This window comes from Mycobacterium sp. (genome assembly GCF_029961025.1).
Classification (GTDB): domain Bacteria; phylum Actinomycetota; class Actinomycetes; order Mycobacteriales; family Mycobacteriaceae; genus Mycobacterium.
The window spans coordinates 156,224-176,240 of the sequence record NZ_JASBVP010000007.1 but is presented as its reverse complement, the minus strand read 5'-3'; the positions used below and the strand labels follow the sequence as shown (position 1 = coordinate 176,240).

At 67.6% G+C, this 20,017-nt stretch carries 17 protein-coding genes and 1 pseudogene; 2 read left to right on the top strand and 16 right to left on the bottom strand.

The window, feature by feature from the left end:
- Positions 1–312 precede the first annotated feature (312 nt).
- The 8 genes and pseudogenes from QJR12_RS10520 to QJR12_RS10485 all read right to left on the bottom strand — a co-directional run bounded on the left by QJR12_RS10520 (position 313) and on the right by QJR12_RS10485 (position 8,658).
- The gene (locus QJR12_RS10520) at positions 313–1,689 is read right to left on the bottom strand and encodes an HNH endonuclease signature motif containing protein (RefSeq protein WP_300581697.1); all 1,377 of its coding nucleotides are present in this window, start codon (positions 1,687–1,689) and stop codon (positions 313–315) included.
- Positions 1,690–2,085: 396 nt separating this feature from the next.
- Complete coding sequence (locus QJR12_RS10515) at positions 2,086–2,604, bottom strand: MarR family transcriptional regulator (RefSeq protein WP_300581695.1); 519 nt, start codon at positions 2,602–2,604, stop codon at positions 2,086–2,088.
- Positions 2,605–2,708: 104 nt separating this feature from the next.
- Positions 2,709–2,897, bottom strand: a pseudogene (locus tag QJR12_RS10510) (aminotransferase); the annotation flags it as partial.
- A gap of 5 nt (positions 2,898–2,902) precedes the next feature.
- Complete coding sequence (locus QJR12_RS10505; RefSeq protein ID WP_300581692.1) at positions 2,903–3,916, bottom strand: 3-oxoacyl-[acyl-carrier-protein] synthase III C-terminal domain-containing protein; 1,014 nt, start codon at positions 3,914–3,916, stop codon at positions 2,903–2,905.
- Positions 3,917–3,923: 7 nt separating this feature from the next.
- A complete protein-coding gene (locus tag QJR12_RS10500; protein WP_300581689.1) occupies positions 3,924–4,589 on the bottom strand; it encodes an SRPBCC family protein in 666 nt (221 codons plus the stop codon).
- Complete coding sequence (locus QJR12_RS10495; RefSeq protein ID WP_300581686.1) at positions 4,570–6,312, bottom strand: thiamine pyrophosphate-dependent enzyme; 1,743 nt, start codon at positions 6,310–6,312, stop codon at positions 4,570–4,572. Before QJR12_RS10495 ends, QJR12_RS10500 begins: the two co-directional genes overlap by 20 nt.
- Before the next feature lie 31 nt (positions 6,313–6,343).
- A complete protein-coding gene (locus QJR12_RS10490) occupies positions 6,344–7,453 on the bottom strand; it encodes a methyltransferase (RefSeq protein WP_300581684.1) in 1,110 nt (369 codons plus the stop codon).
- The gene (locus QJR12_RS10485; RefSeq protein WP_300581682.1) at positions 7,450–8,658 is read right to left on the bottom strand and encodes an NAD(P)/FAD-dependent oxidoreductase; all 1,209 of its coding nucleotides are present in this window, start codon (positions 8,656–8,658) and stop codon (positions 7,450–7,452) included. Before QJR12_RS10485 ends, QJR12_RS10490 begins: the two co-directional genes overlap by 4 nt.
- Before the next feature lie 334 nt (positions 8,659–8,992).
- Here QJR12_RS10485 and QJR12_RS10480 point away from each other — a divergent pair, with 334 nt between their 5' ends.
- A complete protein-coding gene (locus QJR12_RS10480) occupies positions 8,993–10,183 on the top strand; it encodes an NAD(P)/FAD-dependent oxidoreductase (RefSeq protein ID WP_300581680.1) in 1,191 nt (396 codons plus the stop codon).
- A gap of 33 nt (positions 10,184–10,216) precedes the next feature.
- On the top strand, positions 10,217–11,554 hold the full coding sequence (locus QJR12_RS10475) for an FAD-binding oxidoreductase (protein ID WP_300581678.1): 1,338 nt from the start codon (positions 10,217–10,219) through the stop codon (positions 11,552–11,554).
- Between the two features lie 12 nt (positions 11,555–11,566).
- Here the strand turns inward: QJR12_RS10475 and QJR12_RS10470 are convergent, their stop codons facing one another.
- From QJR12_RS10470 to map, 8 genes are all read right to left on the bottom strand, one after another.
- Positions 11,567–12,487 carry a cation diffusion facilitator family transporter gene (locus QJR12_RS10470; RefSeq protein WP_300581676.1) on the bottom strand — a complete coding sequence of 307 codons (921 nt, stop codon included), beginning with the start codon at positions 12,485–12,487 and terminating at the stop codon, positions 11,567–11,569.
- 98 nt (positions 12,488–12,585) lie between these two features.
- Positions 12,586–13,323: a zf-HC2 domain-containing protein gene (locus QJR12_RS10465; protein ID WP_300581674.1), complete on the bottom strand. Its 738-nt coding sequence runs from the start codon at positions 13,321–13,323 to the stop codon at positions 12,586–12,588.
- Positions 13,320–13,811, bottom strand: coding sequence for a sigma-70 family RNA polymerase sigma factor (locus QJR12_RS10460; RefSeq protein WP_300582406.1), 492 nt, complete (start codon positions 13,809–13,811; stop codon positions 13,320–13,322). The genes QJR12_RS10465 and QJR12_RS10460 overlap by 4 nt, the downstream gene beginning before the upstream one ends.
- Positions 13,812–13,921: 110 nt before the next feature.
- A complete protein-coding gene (locus QJR12_RS10455) occupies positions 13,922–15,601 on the bottom strand; it encodes a carotenoid oxygenase family protein (RefSeq protein WP_300581672.1) in 1,680 nt (559 codons plus the stop codon).
- The gene (locus QJR12_RS10450) at positions 15,598–16,113 is read right to left on the bottom strand and encodes a sigma-70 family RNA polymerase sigma factor (protein WP_300581670.1); all 516 of its coding nucleotides are present in this window, start codon (positions 16,111–16,113) and stop codon (positions 15,598–15,600) included. The genes QJR12_RS10455 and QJR12_RS10450 overlap by 4 nt, the downstream gene beginning before the upstream one ends.
- A 51-nt stretch (positions 16,114–16,164) precedes the next feature.
- On the bottom strand, positions 16,165–16,767 hold the full coding sequence (locus QJR12_RS10445; RefSeq protein WP_300581668.1) for a DUF5134 domain-containing protein: 603 nt from the start codon (positions 16,765–16,767) through the stop codon (positions 16,165–16,167).
- 45 nt (positions 16,768–16,812) lie between these two features.
- Positions 16,813–19,029 (bottom strand): heavy metal translocating P-type ATPase, encoded by a 2,217-nt coding sequence (locus QJR12_RS10440; protein ID WP_300581666.1) that lies wholly within the window; start codon positions 19,027–19,029, stop codon positions 16,813–16,815.
- Positions 19,030–19,215: 186 nt separating this feature from the next.
- Positions 19,216–20,016 carry a type I methionyl aminopeptidase gene (gene map / locus QJR12_RS10435; RefSeq protein WP_300581664.1) on the bottom strand — a complete coding sequence of 267 codons (801 nt, stop codon included), beginning with the start codon at positions 20,014–20,016 and terminating at the stop codon, positions 19,216–19,218.
- Position 20,017 lies beyond the last annotated feature (1 nt).

Genomic DNA, 20,017 nt, shown 5'->3' with positions numbered 1-20,017 from the left:
CCGAAGCGCTTCTCAGTGGGCAACCATCGCCGCGGCAGGCGCTGGCAGCCGGGGCCGTTAACGTCTCGGGTGGTTCGATATGCCCCGAGTCGCAGCCGGAACGAACCGCGGTCTGCGCGTTTGCAGGCCGCGCGGGTGCCTCACCGCCGTTGGCGCGCCGGCGGGCTTTGCATCCGGTCGCGACCCGGGGGCTGGGACCGCGGTCATGAGCACTGTTTGGCGGCCGTCGGTCGAGAACCGAAGGTTCCCGATGCGACGGTGGCCGCGATCGATCGTCTTCGTGGGGGCGCACCCGTAGCGGCGCTGCGAGCGCTACGGGCCGTCGTCATCGTCGTCATCGTCCTCGCGGAGGAGTTTCTCGGGGTGATGGAACAGGTTGATTCGCGGCCGGCCGTGCTCGAGATGAGCGGGCGGGAGCCATTCGGTGGTGCCGTCTTTGCGTTTGCGGGTCATCCAGGTACCGCGGGTGACGAGTCGGTGATGGCTGCCGCAGGCAAGGGTCAGATCGTCGATGTCGGTGCGCTGGCAGTCGGCGAAATCGGTGACGTGGTGCACCTCGGTGAGATAGCCGGGCACGTCGCAGCCCGGCGCGGTGCACCCCCGGTCCTTGGCGTAGAGCACGATTCGTTGACCCGGTGAGGCGAGTCGTTTGCTGTGATAGAGCCCGATCGCCCTGCCCTTGTCGAAAATCGCCAGGTAATGGTGGGCGTGGGAGGCCAGCCGGATGACATCACCCATCGGCAGCAGCGATCCACCGCCGGTCAGTGCGCGCCCGGCGCCGGCCTCCAACTCGTGCAGGCTGGTGGTGACGATGATCGACGCCGGCAACCCGTTGTGCTGGCCCAACCTCCCCGACGCCAAGATCGCCCGCAGCGCGGCGTGCAGCCCGTCGTGGTTGCGCTGGCCGGTGCCGCGGGTGTCGCGTTGGATCGCCTCCTCCGACGGTGCGCCATCCAGCACCGGCGTGCGATCGTGGGGGTTGGCCATGCCGGGGGCGGCCAGCTTGGCCAGCACCGCCTCCAGGGCGGCGCGGGCGGACGGGGACAGCCAGCCCCGCAGCGGCGACATGCCGTCGGGGTCTTGGGGGCCCAACGTTACTGCGCGGCGGCGCGCGCGATCCCCATCGGTGAAAGTGCCGTCGGGGTTTACACAATCACTGAGCTTGTCGGCCAGCTTGGCCAGCTGCTCGGGGCGATACTCCTGGGCCAGCCCGGCCAGCCGCTCCTCGGCCTGCCGGCGGGTGTCCAGGTCGACGAAGCCGGGCAGCCGGTGGATGAACTCCCGGATCACCCGCACATGACCGGCGCCGATGCGCCCGGCGCGCTGCGCGGCGGCGGTGGCGCTCAGCCGCGGCGGTAAGGGTTCGCCGGTCAGCGCCCGGCGCGGCCCCAAATCGGCGGCCTCGGTCACCCGGCGGGAGGCCTCCGCGCGGGTGATGCGTAACCGCTCGGCCAGCGCAAACGGCAGTGTGCCGCCCAGATCGGTGGGGTCGGCCTGCTCGGCGACCTTATGGATCAACGGATGCTCGATCACCGGCAGCAGGCGCCGCACTATTTCGCAGCGCTGCAGCATCGCCAGGCATTCCGGGGTCGTCAGCGCATCACAGGACAGCCCCAGCGCCCGGCGCATGTCGGCCTCCAGGGCGTCGAAGACCTCGACGATCGCCTCCCGCGAGCAACTCGAATGCATGTTCGAATGCTATCACAATGGCTCGACAACCGCGGACGTCATCCCCAAGCGGAACTACTGTGGCGCAAGTGATTTTTGAAGCAAATGAGGCCAAAGCTGTTGGCGTTACTGCCTCGGAGGTACGGCCGGCCCGCTCCACAACCTTGAGACGGGACAGTGACGCATCCCCCACACATAGTGCGATTTGCCGCCGATTGTGCACGGCCATGACGCATCGGGCCAATCGAAGTCGATCAGGTCCGGGGACACCTACATCAGCGCCAAATCGGCGTCGCCGTCGAGTGCGTTATGTGATCAGATTCGAAATGCTATTAGGCGGACGACAAGAGTCCTCCCCGGTACGCTGTGGATCAACCGCGCGGGCACGCGTGCGCTTCGTGGCGACCTCGATCCGAGTCAGAAATCCCCGGCGTTGTGGCGCAACGTTTCAATCGACGCCACCAACGCCCGGGCTTCCTCGACGGACATCCCGATATCGGCGAACACCCGCTCGTTGAGCGTGATCGTGGCGTCTTCGACCGTGGAACGGCCCAAATCGGTGATCTGCACCAGGGTGGTGCGCCCGTCGGTAGGGTGCGGCACTCGCTTGACCAGCCCGTCGGCTTCCAGCCGGCGAATCGCATGGGTGACGCTGGTGACGTGCACCTGCAACCGGTCGGACGCCTTGGTGATCGGCAACGCCCCGGTGCGGCTAAACGCCAGCAGACGCAATAACTCGAAGCGGGAAAAGCTCAGATCGTACGGGCGCAGCGCCGCCTCGACCCGAGCGAGCAAGATCTGGTGAGCCCGCATCACCGAGGTCACCGCGACCATGCCGTCCGCGACCTCGCCCCAGCCGGCGCGCTCCCAGTTGGCCCTCGCCTGAGCGATCGGGTCGGGTTTGGCGGATCGCTTATCGGGTTGCTCGGCGGCCACGCTCTTTCTTACCGCACTTTTGGCCGTGGGTGGGTCAGCGCGGCGGCTTTCCCAGCGCGGACAGCACCGCCAGGGTGGAGGCGCGGCCGCCGACGGCGATGCGCACCGCGCCGTCGGGGCCGGAACTCCGGGTAGCGGTTGACCGTGTCGACAGAGCGAACCAAAGCCGAGCGCACCGCCGGTAATGGAGGGAACGGGCTCTCGTTGAGGGCCAATGCGAACGGATCGACCGCCGGAGACAGCGCGCCGAGGATCTCAGCGGCGGCCGACCTCGCTTGCGCCGCTTCGATCATCGATCTCACCCACCCCACTGCACGACGGCCGCGCCGGCAAAGTCACCGGCATGAGCGAAGGCGGCCATCAAAACGACATCGCCGGCATGGATCTGCCCGTCGGTTATCGCGCGGTGCAGGTTGATCGGGATGCCGGCACCGAAGAGGTTACCGCACTCATCAAAGGTATCCCGATGGCGTTCGCATGGCACCTGCAGGGCGTCGCGCCAGTTACGCAGAAAAACACGGTTGGGCTGGTTGGTGACCAGCAAGTCAATGTCTTTGGGCGATATGCCGATTCGATCGCACACCGCGAGTGCCACCTCGGGAACCTGGCGGTTGCCGCGGGCGAGCACCTTGGCGATCCTGGTTTCGGTGAAACCGATGAACCCCTCGCCGGGCCCGGGCTGCCACCACTTGCGGGGCGGGTCGATGGTGAGGGTCATGTCACCGGCATACTCGCCGTAGGTGCGGCACTCGACGTCGAGGATGGGTGATCGATCGGAGAGTGTGACAAGGCCGACCGCGGCGCCGTCACCGGGAATCGCCGCCTGCGCCTTGCGGCGCACTCCCGGCTGGTCGAAAACCTGGCCGGCAGCGTTCTGCGCGACCGCGATCAGGGCGGTCCGTCCTTCCCCCGACGCCAGCAGACGGCGGGCGACCTTGAGCCCCAGCACGAATGCCGCGCACCCGCCGTTGTGCAGGTCGAGCACCCAGGACGGGCGCATGCCCAGCCGGTGAGCGACACCACCCCCCGCGCCGTAGAACGGGATGTCCGGTAGCTGGGTGTGGGTGATCAGCACGTCGACATTGGCAAGGGCATCCCGGCCGTGGCGTTCGACCAATCCTTGCGCGGCTCGTTCGATCATGTCGATCGCGGTTTCCTCCGGCCCGACGTGGTGGCGAAACGCGGGCGCACGGAACATGAGATTGTCACGTAACTCGTCGGAATCGGCGAATTGTGCATAGTAGTCGGCGCTGACCGGCTCGCCGGGAAGGTAGCCGGAGACATCGGTCAGGCTGACGGTGGGCCGGTTCACGGTGACCTCATCTCATCCAGGCCGGCGTGATCGGCAGGCCGTTGCGGTGCCGGTACTCGGCGATCGTCTTCAGATTGTTCAGCTCCAGCGCATGGCCGGCGCCGAACAGATCCCAGAAGTCACCGACCCAGCCGGTGCGCCCGGAGGGAGCAGCCTCGGGATACGGGTTCTCGTCGTAGAACGGGTGACGGCAATTGGTCCACAGCACAACCGAACCCGGCTGGTTGAGCACCACCTGCGCGTCCAGCACCCGCATCAGGTAGATCATCCACAGGTGTTTGCCCTGATCCCAGGCGCAGTGGTAGTCGACGGTCCGGGCCTCGGCATTGGCCGCGGTGCGGGTGTAGATCTTGGTGTCCGGGAGCAACCGGTCGTAGGCCACCCAAAGTCCGGGCTCGTCGGTGGGGGTGAAGCCGCGCAGGGTGTAGGTCCACTCCTCGAGGCTGCGGGTGTCGGCCAGGTATTCGAACAGCTCGCCGGGCGGGCAGTCGATGTAGTCGTTGACCGTGCAGTACTGGCCGAAGACTTCGTCGTGCGGGTACACCGAGCGCAACTTGGCCATAAGGACCGGGGCGGTCTGCTCCAGCGGTGAGGTCTCGATTCGCACCAGTCCCTCGATCGGCTCGGTGGTGCGCCTATGGGCGATGATATCGTCAAGCGCTGGCAGCGACATCGGTTGTGTTCTCCTCACTAGTTGGGATCTGTTGTCTGGCAGTAATGTTGGCTACCTGGCCGTTGAGGAATGGTGCAAACGGCGGGATTTCGTCGGCCGCGCATTCGACGCTGACCACCGCCGGCCCGTCGAGATCGAGGGCCGTGCGCATCGCCGCGCTCAACCCGTCGGGGTCGGTGACCTCGACGCAGGCCAGCCCCGGGAACATCGCCGCCAAACCGGCCCCCAGTCGGCTCGGGCCGAACCGGTTGTAGCTGTACCGGCCGCCGTAGAACAGCTGTTCGCGGGTCACGCACATGGCGTGGGCGTTGTTGTTGAACAACACGAACGTCACCGGCAGCCGATACTGCACCGCGGTGTGCACCTCCATGCCATGCATGAAAAACGCGCCATCCCCCGCGATCACCACCACGCGCCCGCCGGGTGGCCGGTGTTTCGCGCGCGCGAACGCCATCCCGATACCGGCGCCGAAGCTGTAGCCCATGCCGCCCATGCCCAGCGCGACGACGAAGCGGCCCCGGCGCCGCGCCGGCAGGTAATGCACGGCCGCCGCGCCGGTGTTGCCGGCGTCGACGACAATGTCGACACCGTCGGGCAAGACGCGATCGAGCACGCCCATGGCGTCGCGGTAGCGCACCCCGGCGCCATCGAACACCGGCGGACTCAACTCGCTGCTCGACACCATATCGGGCACCCGAATCCCGGCTGGCCGCCCGGGCCCGGTGAGCATGCCGGTCAGCATCCGCAGCGATGTCCGCAGATCGTCGGTGTGCACGTGGGTGCACGGAATGTAGGGCGGCGCGGATCCGATCGAGATCGTGCGCACCGCCGCCAGCGCGTCGTCGAGACCGGTGCGCGCGGTCACCGGCAACCGGGTGCCCACCAGCAGGCACAACGCGCTGGCCGCCACCGCCCCCGCCACACCGGGGTGACCCATGACTCCGGTGACCCCGAGTGCCGACGATAGCCCCAAACCCGGTGTACCGGCGACGTCTTTGGCGTCGGGGACACACGCAACCCGCGCACGCAGCACCGCCCGCAGCGATGCCAGTTCGGCCCGCGCGTCATCGCGGGCGACTTGCTCGCCGGCGATGATCGTTACCGGTCCGGTCACCCGGCGCAGCGCTTGCACGATCGGATGCGGGTCACCGATAACCCGCGGGCGCTCGCCAGCAGCGGTGAAGCCGTTGGTCGCCACGACGGACTGTTGAATATCTTTCGGCAGCAGTAACACCGCGGGTCCGCCGGTTCGCGCCGCCGCCACGGCAGCCGACACTGACGCGGCGATGTCGGCGGGCATCAGCACCCGCCGACAGAATACCGACACCGCGGAGAACAGTGCCTCGGCGTTTAGCGAACCGTTGCGACCGCTGGTGTCCTGAAAGCTGCCGCAGCCATCCATCGTGGTCGCGGGCTGGCCGACCAGCGCCAACACCGGCACCCGGCTGGCAAACGACTCCCCCAGACCGGGAACGAGGTTCAGCGCGCCCCCGCCGGAGGTCGCCGCCACCACACCCAGGCCGGCGCCGCTGCGGCTGTAGCCGTCGGCCATCGTGGCCGCGGAGAACTCGTGCTTGGCCAGCACCGCGGTGATATCAGGCCAGAAATATGCTGCGTCGTACAGATCTTCGATGTTGGCGCCGTCGACACCGAAGATGTATTCGATGCCGATTCCCGCGAGGTGCCCGACGACGTGGTCGACCACCCGGTGCTTTCTGAGCATGCCCTGTACACGGCTCGCGGGCGACTTGAGTTCACGGCGCGGGAAATTCCCCAACGAGCGCCCTGGCCTCTACCACGCTAAGAGGTGATGCCGTGGCCACCACCCGTGTCATCCGGAATCCCGCCCGGAGGAGCAGGTTTCGGTATTCAACGGCGGTGCGTTCCCGGGAGCCCAAATTCAGCAGCATCTCCAGATCCGCCCATTTCCCCGGGAAGTCACGGTCGTGCCCGGGGATGACCAGCTCAACCAGCAGCACCGTGGCCCGGGATCCGGCGCCCGCGCGAACATTACGCAGGATCTGCACCGCCTTCTCGTCGGGCCAGTCGTGCATGATGTTCTTGAGGATGTAGGCGTCACCGCCGCCGGGAACGCTGTCGAAAAACGACCCCCCGACGATGCGCACCCGGTCAGCCACACCGTGCTCGCGCAGCAGCCTCGGGGCGCGCCCGACCACCCGCGGCAGGTCATACAGCACGCCCCGGGAAGCCGGCGCCGCGGCCAGGATGGCCGCCAGCAGTTGGCCCTGCCCGCCGCCGACGTCGACGATCGTCGGGTAGGCGCTGAAGTTGTAACCGGCGACCACCGGTGCCGTCGTCAGCTCCGAAATAGCGGTCATGGTCTGGTTGAACAGTTCGGCAAGCTCGGGCTGCTCGGCGAAGTAGTCGAAGCTCTCCTTACCGCGCAGTTGCGGGACAACCGAATCCCCGGTCCGGACCGAATGTGCAAACAGGGTCCAGCGTTCCCGCTGCTCGGCCGACCCGTAAAATCGGGCCGCCGACGTCATCGACACCGGCGCGTTTGAGCGTAGCGTTGCGCCGAGGGAATTCAGCTCATAACGGCCGTCTCGGCGATGACGGAAGATGCCCCGGCCGATCAACGCCCGCAGCAGCCGCCGCAGCGCGTCGGCGTCCGCCCCCACCCGGGCCGCCAACTCGTCGATCGGCAGCGGCCCGTCGGCGAGGGCATCGGCCACACCGAGTTCGGCCGCCGCGGTGATCGCCTGCGACATCCAGGCGGCGGTAATCATCTCCATCATCGCTGCCGGCGCGGGTGTCAGCCGTTGATGAAGCCGATACAGGTGATGGCGCGTCCACTCGACAACGCGGGCCAGGGTGGCCGGCGGCACCCGCGACGTGGTCATCGCGGCTGACCGACCGGGATGGCCGTCGCGCCCGCGAGGTCCCGGCTGACCTCCGCGGACAGCCGCCGGTGACTTACCGAACCCAGAAACGTCGCAAGCGCCAGGGTCATGACCCGGTCCGGAATCACCGCCGCGGGCCGGAGCACCGACTCCGGGCGGGATACCTGCAGCGTGGTCACCCAGGACACCGCCTGCACCCGGCGCCGCCTCGTCTTCTCGTACCAGCGCAACGCGCCCGGCAGATCGGCGGTGCCGGCGTTCATTGCATTCCGGAAATCCGCCAGCGCCTTGCACAACACCATCGTGTCGAGCAGCGCCTGATTGGTCCCCTGCGCGAGGGTGGGCGGCATCGTGTGCGCGGCGTCGCCGAGCAACGTCATCGCGCCTGCGCCGGTGCGCGGAATCGGATGCCGAAAATGCGGGAACGGCGACCGCGCCAGATCGCCGTCGGTCAATGTCGCGAGCACTCGATCCACCGCGTCGGACCATCCGGTGAAATGCGACCGGATCATGTCGATCGGACGCGCCGGCCTGATGAAGTCCGGTGACCATCGCAGGTCGAACCACCACTGCAGCTCGCGGCCGCCGGCCGGCCACAGGCCGAGGTTTCCGTGCCGGCCGATAGCCATCAAGGCGACGTGTTTGGCGCAGCCGTCCGGAAGGGTGGCCAGTCCCTGCCAGCTGCACCAGCCGGTGGGCTTCGCAGGGTGCGCGCCGACGAGATCTCGAACCATCGAGTGCAGGCCGTCCGCGCCGATCAACACGTCTCCTTCCGCCGCGCGGCCGTCCTGGAACTCGACTCGCACCCCGTTGCGCGTATTGACCGCCGCGACCGCGCGAGAGTTGCACCGGATGCGCTCGCCCGGAAAGCCTTCCAACAGCCGTTCCAGCAGGATTCGACGAGGGACCATCCGAACGGGCGCGCCCAGCCGGGCCCCGAGCGCGGCCAGGTCCACGGTGGTGATCGGGCGACCGGTGGCTGTCACGACCCGAACACCGGACAGCGGTTGCCCCGCCCCGTCCATATCCACACCCAGCTGACCCAAAACCGTCGCGCCATTGGGCCAGATGGTGACGGCACCGCCACCCGGAGCCGTATCCGGCCGCCGTTCGAAGACGGTGACGTCATGCCCGTCGCGCAGGAGTCCCCGAGCAACGGAAATGCCGCCCACGCCGGCGCCGACAACCAGGATCCGAAGCCTCAAATCGGCACCTCACCTAGTCTCCTGCGTGCCGTTCATAAGCCCATAGCTCAAGTCGCGCTTGCAGCTTCAGCAGGCCAAATCCGGCGAACGGCGCCGCAGCCGAAAAAATGACCACCACCAACGGACTCATCTCCAACCTCCAGGTGCTGACACGGCAGACGTCGACGAGAAGTTCACCGCGGCACCCGAGGCCCCGATGAACCACGCGGGGTCCTCGATCGTGTTACCGGCGGATTCGTGGAGAGGAACTCATGCCGCCTTTGCTCAGTAATCGCTCGTCTCCGACCGGCCCGACCCGAAAGCGGGGACGCGTAAAACGCTGGGCGACGGTGAGATGACACGAGGCGGCCGGCAAAGCCGCTCCGACGTCGTTGTCGTCGGCGCGGGGCCTTCCGGTCTGGCTGTTGCACGCCAGCTGGCGCATCGGCACCGGATCAAGGCCCGTGTCATCGAGAGGGCTGCGACGCCGGCGGTGTCGTGGCGCACCCGCTATGACGACTTTCGCCTCAACACCAGCGGATTCTTGTCACATCTTCCCGGACAACGAATCCCGCTCGCGGCCGGCCGTTGGCCCACCAAAGAGGACATGGTCCGCTATTTCGACCGCTATGTACGAGTGCAGGACATCGCGGTTCAGCTCGGGTGCGAGGTCAACCGGATCGAGCGCGCGGCGAACTCCTGGCTACTGGACACCTCCTCGGGCGAAATCCGGGCACGCGTCGTCGTGCTCGCCACCGGCAGGTACCACACACCGATCATCCCTGCCTGGCCCGGCCTGGCGTGTTTTAACGGTGAGCTCGTTCACTCCGGCGAATTTCGTAACGCCTGGCCCTACCGGGGCCGCGACGTCCTGGTCGTCGGCGCCGGCAATTCGGCCGCCGACATCGCTGTTCAGCTCGCTTACGACGGCGCACGCCGGATCTGGCTCGCGGTGCGCACCCCGCCGCATCTGGTGCGCCGCGCGATGGGGCCGTTCCCGTCGGACATCTTCCTCGAGCTGTTCGCGCGGGTACCGGCGGGTACGATCGATCCGCTCATCGCCCGCCTCAACCGCCTGTTGTGGGGTGACCTGTCGGCTTGCGGCTTTCAGCAGCCGCCACTCGGACTGAAAGCAACAGTGGAACAGAAAGGCCGCATCCCCACCCTGGCCGACGAGCTGGTGCCCCTGGTACGGGCCGGGCGCATCGAGGTGGTCGCTGCGGTGGCGGCGGTCGAATCCGGGCGCGTCGTCCTCGCCGGCGGCACATCGGTCGCGCCGCAGGTGATCATCGCCGCCACCGGCTTTCGCACCGATCTCGACGGCCTGGTCGGGCATCTCGGCGTCCTCGACGAGAACGGCAACCCGCGCGGCGGCTTCGCCTCGCATCTCGGCGACGGGATGTTCGCGATTGGATACGGCATCCCGCCCAATGGACCACTGCGAGCGATCCGCCGCCACGCCACACCCTTAGCCCGCGAAATCGCAACCTACCTGGCATCCGCCCTTCCCGCCCCATCCGAGCGGTCGGTAACGGCATCGCCTTAACCGGTACCGCCGTACGAAAGTCAAAGGAGCTCAGTGGTTTCACTTCCTGGCGAACAAACCTTCTTTCGAGGCGCGCACGGATACGAAGCCGCTCGCCGCCAGACGGTGTGGAACGGTCTGCTACCCGAACGCTTCCCCGATGTGATTGTGCAAGCGGGTGATGTCGGGGACGTTGTCGCCGCGATCCGCTATGCCTGCGCGCACGGCCTGCAAGTCGGCGTGCGTTCCGGTGGACACAGCTGGACGGCCAGCCACCTGCGCGACGGCGGCATGTTGCTCGATGTCAGCCGCCTCGATCACTGCGCCGTCGACACAGACCGGATGACCGCGCGCGTCGGGCCCGGAAAGGTCGCCAGCGTCTTTGCGGCCGAATTGGACGCCCAAGGCCTGTTCTTTCCTGCCGGCCATTGCTCAGGCATCTGTCTCGGCGGCTACCTTTTGCAGGGCGGCTATGGCTGGAACAGCAAGGTGGTCGGGCCGGCGTGCGAGAGCGTACTCGGGCTGCAGGTCATCACCGCCGACGGCGAGACGATCTACTGCGACGCCGACAACCATCCCGATCTGTATTGGGCCGCCCGCGGCGCGGGGCCGGGCTTCTTCGGGGTGGTCACCTCGTTCACCCTGCGGCTGCACCGGCGCCCGGCGGTCTGGGGCACCTGTCTGTACCTGTACCCGATCGACGTCGCCGAGGAGGTGTATGCCTGGGGACGCTCCATCAGTCCCGAGGTCGACGACCGGGTCGAACTGCAAATCCTTGCGTCACGCAGCTTTCCGGCGGCCGGGCTCGACCAGCCCGGCGTCGCCGTCGCGTCGCCGGTCTTCGCCGAGTCCGAAGAGCAGGCGGCGAAAGCCCTTGCGCTGCTGGGCACCTGCCCGGTCGCCGATCAGGCGATCATCAGTCTTCCCTACGCGCCGACAACCTTGGCCGGTTGGTATACGGCAACCTCGGGCAACTATCCGCAGGGCTACCGGTATATCGCCGACAACATGTTCACCTCGGCTTCCGCCGAAGAACTACTGCCCGGCATCCGCAAAATCATCGAAACGATGCCGCCGCACCCCTCGCATTTCCTTTTCGCCGGATGGAAGCCCTCCCCGGACCGAGCGGACGCGGTGTACGGATTGGAGGACGAGATCTACCTGGCGCTCTACACCGTCTGGCAGCATCCTGCCGACGACGAACGCTACCGCAACTGGGCCGGTTCCAACATGGCGGCGATGTCGCACCTCGCCACCGGCATCGCGCTCGCCGACGAGAACCTCGCTCGGCGGCCGGCAAAGTTCATCACCGACGCGAACATGGCGCGCCTGGACGAAGTGCGATCGGCCTATGACCCGCACGGTCGATTCCATAGCTGGATGCGTCGTTGAATGCCGTTCAGCTCAGGCGGCTCGCGCCGTCCAGGTGAAGCTGCGCATTTCGGGAAGTTGTGGCGCCAGCGCGTCGGCTACGCTGCGGCCGATCCGATCGGCTGCGGCGAGTGCGGTGTCAGGGTCCAGGAAGCCTTCGATCTCAACGCGTAGGGTCCGCCCCGTCCAGCGGGCTCGGGCATGCGCATGGGTGACACCGCGCACCGTGGTGGCGACGGTTTCGGCGATCGTGATGATTTCGGGATCGACCCCGTCGAGCAGCCGATGCGTGATATCAGAGGTCACCTCCCAGCCGACATGGCAGATGAAGCCGGTGACCATGATCCCGGCAATCGCGTCGGCCCAAGTCCAGCCGAGTGCCACGCCGATCAGCCCCGCCATTGCCCCGGCCGAGGACAGCGCGTCGAGCCACGAATGCTTGGCATCGGCCACCATGGTTGCCGAGCTGATCCGCCGTCCCACCACCAGCTTGTAGCGGGCCACAAGCTGATTGCCCACGATGCCGGCCACCGCCGCGGCGATCCCCCACCCCAGGTGCGTGGTGCCACCGTGACGGAGCAGCTTGCTGACACTTTCCATGCCGGCGACCAGAGCGCTGCCCCAAATCACCAGTGCCACACCCATCCCTGCGAGGTCCTCGGCGCGTTCGTAGCCATAGGGATATCGCGCGGTGGCGATCCGGCGTGATGCCCGAAACCCGACGAACACCACGACGCTGGTCGAGACGTCCGACAAGTTGTGCAGGGCGTCACCTAACAGCGCCACCGAGCCGGACACCAGTGCGATCGCCAATTCGATGAGCCCGGTCAGCGCCAGGCCGACGGCACTCACTGCCACCGCGCGGTTGGCCTGCCGACGCTCGCCCGCATCGTCCACGGCGGTACTGAGTGGAAAACCTGCCGCCGGGTCACGCACTCCGGTAATCAGATGCATGCAGCAAGCATGCCCCGTCCGGGTGGCGGACCCCAAACCCGGAGTGTGAGCCCGACCCCGCCGACCGGCCGGGGATACCGCCGATACCGGTCGGAAGGTTACAGCCCGCGCTCCAGCAGCACCGTGCCGTTGTCGGCCGAAACCACTTGCACCGCGGCAATCTGGTCAACCGGCGTCGAGATGCTGGCCGCGGGTGTCGCAGTGTGTCCGGGTTCGGCCACCCAGGTTGCCAGCCGAGTCCGGCTGCCGTCGCGACCGACCACCACCATCGCCAGCCTGTCGTGATGGGCATACACCGGGGCCAGGCAGACACACCTCATGAGGATGAAGGTGCCCCAGCGTTGGCCGCTGACCGACACCGTCGAGGCCAGTGTGGTGGTGCCGACCTGCGCCATCGGCAGCGCCGCCACGCTCGTCTGCGGTGCCGGAGGCGTCACCGCATGGCCGGCAACGCCGACGAACACACCGATCGCCAGCACGACCGCGGCGGCCGCCGAGCCTGTCCAGGCCAGCATGCGGCTACGGCGGCGGCGCCGCCGCACGGTGGCCAGCAACGACGACAGCAGCTGCGGAGAAACCTCCGGCGATGCCCGGCCGGCGTCACCGATCGCGGCCACTTCGTCCCGGTCGAGCTGTGACAGCAGGGCCGGCATTCCACTCAGCTCGCTGACTGCCTCCCGGCACGCCGGGCACGTGGTCAGGTGCGCCTCAAATTCGCGCCGGTCGGCGGCGGACAATGCGCCCAGCACGTACGCGGCGTCCCACGTCGCGTAGCGGTGATCGTCGTCCTTCGACACGCTGTCGCCGGGAGGACCGAGTCCCCGTGGCGTCGTCATCGTGTCACCCCCATCTCTTGCAGCGTGAGCCGCAACGCCCGAAGCGCATAGTGTAGTCGCGATTTCACCGTTCCCTCGGGGATCTGAAGGTCGGCGGCGACTTGAGCGGTGGTCCATCCCCGATAGTAGGACCGGTCGATCACCGCCCGATGCTCGGCCGACAATTGGGCCATCGCGTCGGCGATCAGCAGCCGGTCCAGCGCCGCGTCCACCGCGTCCGGTGTGAGCCGCTCGGGCGCGCTCGAGTCGTCCAGGGAACCGACCTGATTGCGGAATCGTGGGCTGCGCCGCTCGTCGATGATCATGTTGCGGGCCACGGTGAACAGCCACGCCCGCGCCGACCGTTCGGTGTCACCGATCACTTCCGGATGCTGCCACGCCCGCAGCAGCGTCTCCTGGACGACGTCTTCGGCACGGCTCGCGTCGCCGGTCAACCGCAGCGCATACCGCCACAAAACCGCCGCATGCTCGTCGTAGAGCACCTTCATCAACGCGGCTTCGTAGTCCAGCGTGCTGGTGACTCGAGGCACTCGATCACCTCCTGTCATGGACACGAGTCGAGTGCCTGCTCAGTTCAGCGCCGTTCCCGCACCCGTGCTCAATCCGGGATCCAGTTTCCGTGGAATCCATGCGGCACCCGCCGCGGGAGCCGGACCCGGGCGACCGGCGCGCCCTCGAAGTCCGACGCGTCGATGATCACCAGGTCGCTGCCGTCGCGCGCCGGATCGTAGACGTAGGTCAAATACCAGCCGGATGATTCGTCCGACAGCCCGGGCGACGGGGCGAACACCGCCTCGCCCGGGGCGCCGGGCAAACCGGCGTGGCCGAAACGGTGCTCGGATGCGGTATCGCGCTCAAGGTCGTAGCGGACCAGGGTGCCGCTGCTCACAGCCACCGAGTAGCGAGCGGCCGTGCCGACCAGTCGGTCGTCGACGCGCGGGAATTCCACAGCACGCTCGTCGAGCTGAGTTTCTGCGACGTCACCGGCGTCCAGGTCGATCGTCCAGCGCCACAGCGCGGCGTCGACCTGGAATTCACTGCTGTTGCGCCACATTTCGGGATAGCGGACTACTTCCAGCACAATTGACCCTCCGCCGGCCGATCTCGCATCGTAGGCATTGGCAATGTGGAAGACATAGCACGGGTCGATATCGAACCAGCGCACCGGACCATAGGGGTCGTCGCGGCGCAGCACGCCGAGGCGGGCCCCGTAGTGATCGTCCCAGCGGTAGGGCAGGTCGCTGCGCTCGTCCTGCTGCGCCAGCGCAAGCCGGAGGTTGAACACCAGCGGCAGATCCATGAAAACGACATGTTCGGCGGTCAACGCGAAATCGTGCATCAGCGTCAAACCCGGAACGTCAAGAGGCCGGTTGACGATCAGCTCACCGTCGGCGTTGGCGCGATGATAGGTCACATGAGGCTCGAAGATGTTGCCGCAGCCGAAAAAATGCAACTCGCCCGTAATTGGGCAGATCTTCGGGTGTGCGGTCATCGAATCCCTCAACTTGCCACCGAAGTCATAGGCGCCCAACGTTTTCAGGTCGTTGGTGATTTCGTAGGGCAACGCGAACTCCATCAGCGCCAGTGTTTTGCCGGCGTGGCGGACGACGTGGGTGTTGGCGATGCTGGAGTGCAGGTTGCGGCTGCCGTCGGGGTTGTAAACCGGAAATGCCCGCTCGAAGCTCTCGGTGCGCACCCAGCGGTTGCGATACCAGGCCGCCCGGCCGTTCTCCAGCCGGACCCCGTGGATCATGCCGTCGCCGGTGCACCAGTGGCCGGCGGCCTCCCGCGGGTTGGGCCCGTTGCGCAGATACCACCCGTTCAACTCGGCGGGGATGGCCCCCTCGACGGGCAAGTCGAAGGCGGTCAGCTCGTCGGGCACCGGGGCGTAGTTGCCGGTGCGGAAGATCGGGAAGACGGTCTCCGGCGCGTAACCCACCGCCGCCGGCGGAGCTAGCGAAGCCTGCACGTCAACCCGGTCCGGCGCGGCTGCCGTTTCGAGCATCACGGGCCGCGGCCTCGCCGACCGAACGGCCGCCACCTCATCTTCGTCGGTTATCTCCTCGCGGTCGAGTAACGACAGCAGCGCAGGCATGCCAGAAAGTTCGGTCACCGCGTCCCGGCAGGATGCGCATTCTCCCAGGTGCGCCTCGAATTCGCGCCGGTCGACATCCGACAGTGACCCCAGCACGTAGGCGGCGTCCCACAACGCGTAGCGGTGATCGCCTTGACCCCGCGGTTCGGGGGCGGGCGTTCCCTGCTGCGGGAACGCGGTCATTGTGCCACCCCCATCTCCAGCAGCCGCTGCCGCAGGGTTCGCAGCGCGTAATGCAGGCGTGATTTCACCATGTCATCTGCGATCCCCAGATCGGCACCGATTTGTGCGGTGGTCCAGCCGTAATAGTACGCGCGTCGAACAACGGCCCGATCCCCGGCGGGAAGCTGCGCTATCGCGTCGGCGACCAGCGTGCGGTCCAGCGCCGCGTCAACTTCATCCCGAACGGCCCCCGGCGGCGCTCCAAAACCGTTGGACGAGATCATCTCCGTGCCCAAGCGGGCACCGGGCGCGTTGTCGAAGATCAGGCCGCGGGCCACGTGGAACAGCCAGGCGCGTGCCGACCGCTCATTGCCGTCGACGACCTCCGGGTGCTGGTACGCCCGCACCAGCGTTTGCTGCACCACATCGTGGGCCTGCGTCGTATCCCCGGTCAGCCGGTACACGTAGCGCAACAAAGCCGCGGCGTGCTTGCTGTGCAACATCCGCATTGCGCCGGTTTCCGGCCTGTCCATCACCAGCCTTTCGGTGGTGACACGAGTGTAGCGCCGATTTAGTTCATCGGATCAGATCGGGAAAACCATGGCGAGGAACTCGATCGCCATACCGGTAGCCATCATCGCCTGCTTCAGGTCGTGCACCGGCCTGAGCCCGACCACCCGGTGCCGGTGCTCCTTGACGTATCTGGATGTCCAGAAAACCGCCGCGGCCGCGAAGCTGAAGGCACCGAGCCAGTTCACGGCGCTGAACCACACCGGCGGGCCACCGCCGGTCGGCATGTCCATCGCGGTCATCGCCAGAGCCATGCCCGGCATCGATGGCGCCGACATCGCCCGGTTCGTACTGGCAAACATCCAGGCACACGCCAGCATCATAAATCCGTGATAACCATACAATTCCCGCAAGGTTGTCGTTCGAGCGGCAAAGATCGCCAGCGCCACAAACCAGACGGTCGCCAGCGAGAAAAACGCCACCGGTCCCGCCTCCGGGAACCGCACGATCCACGGCCAGGCCATCACCGCCATCGCCACCGCCATCGCGAAATGCAACCCGTGGGTCAGCGACGTGGTCCACGGTCGGCGTTCGCGGATGGCTAACCGGGCGGATTCAACGGCGCTCACCGCGAATAATCCGGTGACCATCCAACGAAGCAACAGGTCATGGATCATGTGGCTCAGCCGCTCCGATCGGTGAAAAGTCAGGGGAATCGATGGTTAAGCTCCTGCAACGGTCCGTCCTCGGCCGAAGCGGCGCAGCCGCAGCGAGTTGCTCACCACGCTGACCGAGGAGAATCCCATCGCCGCGCTGGCGATGATCGGGTTGAGCAACCCCAGTGCGGCCAGGGGGATGGCGGCGGCGTTGTAGCCGAACGCCCACCCGAGGTTTTGATGGATGGTGCGCAGGGTGCGCCGGGAGAGCTCGATCGCGCGCACCACACCGTCGAGCCGGCCGGACATCAGCGTGATGTCGGAGGCCTCGATGGCCACATCGGTGCCGGTGCCGATGGCGATCCCCAGATCGGCCTGCACTAGTGCGGGGGCGTCGTTGACGCCGTCGCCGACCATCGCCACCCTGCGGCCCTCGTCTTGCAGCCGGCGAATCTCGCGCACCTTGTCGGCCGGCAACACCTCGGCCAGCACCCGCTCGATGCCGACCTGCCCGGCGATCGCGGCCGCCGTGCGGGCGTTATCCCCGGTGATCATGGCGACCTGCAGCCCCAGGGCGTGCAGCCGGCGCACCACCTCGGCGGCCTCGTCTTTGATCGTGTCGGCCACCGCGAGCACCCCCACAACCCGCCCGTCAGCCCCGACGAACACCGCGGTGCGCTCCTGCTCTTCGAGCTCCTCGGCCGCCGCGGCCAGATGCTCGGGCAGCAGGCAACCGTGCTCCTCGACCAGGGGGCGCCGCCCGACACACACCGGCCGCCCGTCGACCTCGGCGCGCATCCCCAGCCCCGCGCGGTTGGCGAACCCCGTGGCGGCCGGGATCTGCAGCCCCCGCTCGCGGGCGGCCGCGACGATCGCCGCGCCGATGGGATGCTCCGAGCCCGACTCCACCGCCGCGGCCAGCCGCAGCACCCGATCCGCCTGGTGCCGGTCATCGGCGATCACATCGGTGAGCCGCATCCGCCCGCGGGTGAGGGTACCGGTCTTGTCGAACACCACGGTGTCGATCTTCTTCGACCCCTCCAGCACCTCGGCGCCCTTGATCAGGATGCCCAGGTCCGCTCCCCGGCCGGTGCCCACCATGATCGCCGTGGGGGTGGCCAAACCCAGCGCGCACGGGCAGGCGATGATCAGCACCGCGATCGCCGCACTCATCCCACCCACCGGGTTGGCGGCGACCAGCGCCCACTCGGCGAACGTCAACGCCGCGACGGCCCCGACGGCCGGCACGAACACCGCCGAGACCCGGTCGGCCAGCCGCTGCACCGGGGCCTTGCCGGCCTGGGCCTGCTCGACCAGGCGCACGATCTGCGCCAGCGCGGTGTCGGATCCGACGGCGGTGGCGCGCACGGTCAGCAGCCCATCGGTGTTGACCGTCGCCCCGGCAACGTGATCCCCCACCGCTTTATCCACCGGCACCGACTCGCCGGTCAGCATCGACTCGTCCACGGCGGCGTGCCCGTCGATGACCTCGCCGTCGACGGGGATCTTCTCCCCCGGGCGTACCACCACCACGTCCCCCACCCGGACCCGCTCGACGGGCACCAGGCGCTCCTGGCCGTCGACGAGCAGCCGGGCCTCCTTGGCGCCCATCTCCAGCAGCTTGCTGATCGCTTCTGACGCCTTGCTGTGGGCCCGGGCCTCGAAGTAGCGGCCCAGCGCCACGAACGCGATGATCAACGCCGCGGTGTCGAAAAACAGCGGCCCGCCAACGAAGAGCTCATAGGTGGAGTAGGTGAACGTGGTGAGCGTGGCCAGCGCGATCAGCGTATCCATATTTGCGGTCAGCGCCCGCGCCCGCTGCGCGGCCCCCTTGAGAAACGGCCAGCCGGCCACGAATTGCACCGGCACCGTCGCGGCGAACGCCGACCACGGCGCCCACGAGTAATCGCAGCAAAACATGGTCAAGACGAACACCAGCAGCCCCAGGGGCCAGGCCAGCCACACCCGCCATAACCAGGTCCGCTGTTTGCGCCGACTCTCCTCGCCCGGCGACGGTGGGCTCTCGGTGACCGGCTCGAGGTGATAGCCGAGACGATCCAGCGCCTCGGCCAGCCGGGTGATATCGGCCTCACCGGGCCGGTAATCGACGTGCGCGATGCCGGTGGCGAAGTTCACCTCGGCATCGGCCACCCCGGGCTGCTTGGCCAACGTCTTTTGCACGCGGGCCGCGCACGATCCGCAGGTCATGCCCTCCACCGCGAACTCGAGCTGCTGCGTCTGGGCACGATCGGCGGCCTTGGTAAGGCCCAGCGCTCCGGTCATGATGCCTCTTTTCTTCCCGAGAAACTGCGTCGCCACGCGTGCCGAGGCAGCACTCGAGATTGGCCCCTTCAGTCTATAATCACCCGCCTGACACAAGCTGAGAATTTGCGGTGAACGCGGACCTCTTGCGCCGGCGTCGACAGCTTCGCTCGACCCCGCCGGTGTGTGAACCCCCGCTAGTGTGAGCTAGCCGATGGTCAAGATGCGGGGTCCGTCCTCGGTTGCTGCGACGGTGTGTTCCCAGTGGGCGGCACGCGACCCGTCGACGGTAATGACCGTCCACCGGTCGTCGAGCACGACGGTTTTGCCGGATCCCAGCGTCAGCATGGGTTCGATCGCCAGGACCGAACCCGGGGCCAGCAGCGGACCGCGCCCCGGGGCTCCCTCATTGGGCACGAACGGCTCCATGTGCATGCGTCGTCCGATGCCATGGCCCCCGTAACCCTCAACGATGCCGAACCTGCGCTGATAGCGGGCCTCGGCGGCGTGCGTCCCCATTTCGATGGCGTGCGACACGTCGCTCAGCCGATTGCCGGGGGTCATCGCGGCGATCCCGGCCTCCAATGATTCCCGGGTCGCCCGGGACAGCGCATCGTCGTCCGCGCTGAGCGTCTCCACACCGAAGGTGACGGCGGCGTCACCATGCCAGCCGTCCAGGATTGCGCCGCAGTCGACGGACACCAGGTCACCGGGTGCCAGGATCTCCGCGGCGGAGGGGATGCCGTGCACCACCCGATCGTTGACCGACACGCAGATCGACGCCGGGTAGCCGTGGTACCCCAGAAATGACGGCGTGGCGCCGGCGTCGCGGATCACCGATTCGGCGATCTCATCCAGGCTCAGGGTTGACGTCCCGACGATTGCGGCGCCCTGCACCGCACGCAGCGCGGCGGCGACCACCGCACCGGCGGCGGCCATCGCGTCCAGTTCGCCCGCGCTGCGCTGCGGAACCACCTTGCGCTGGCGCAGTCCCGCCAGGGTGATCACC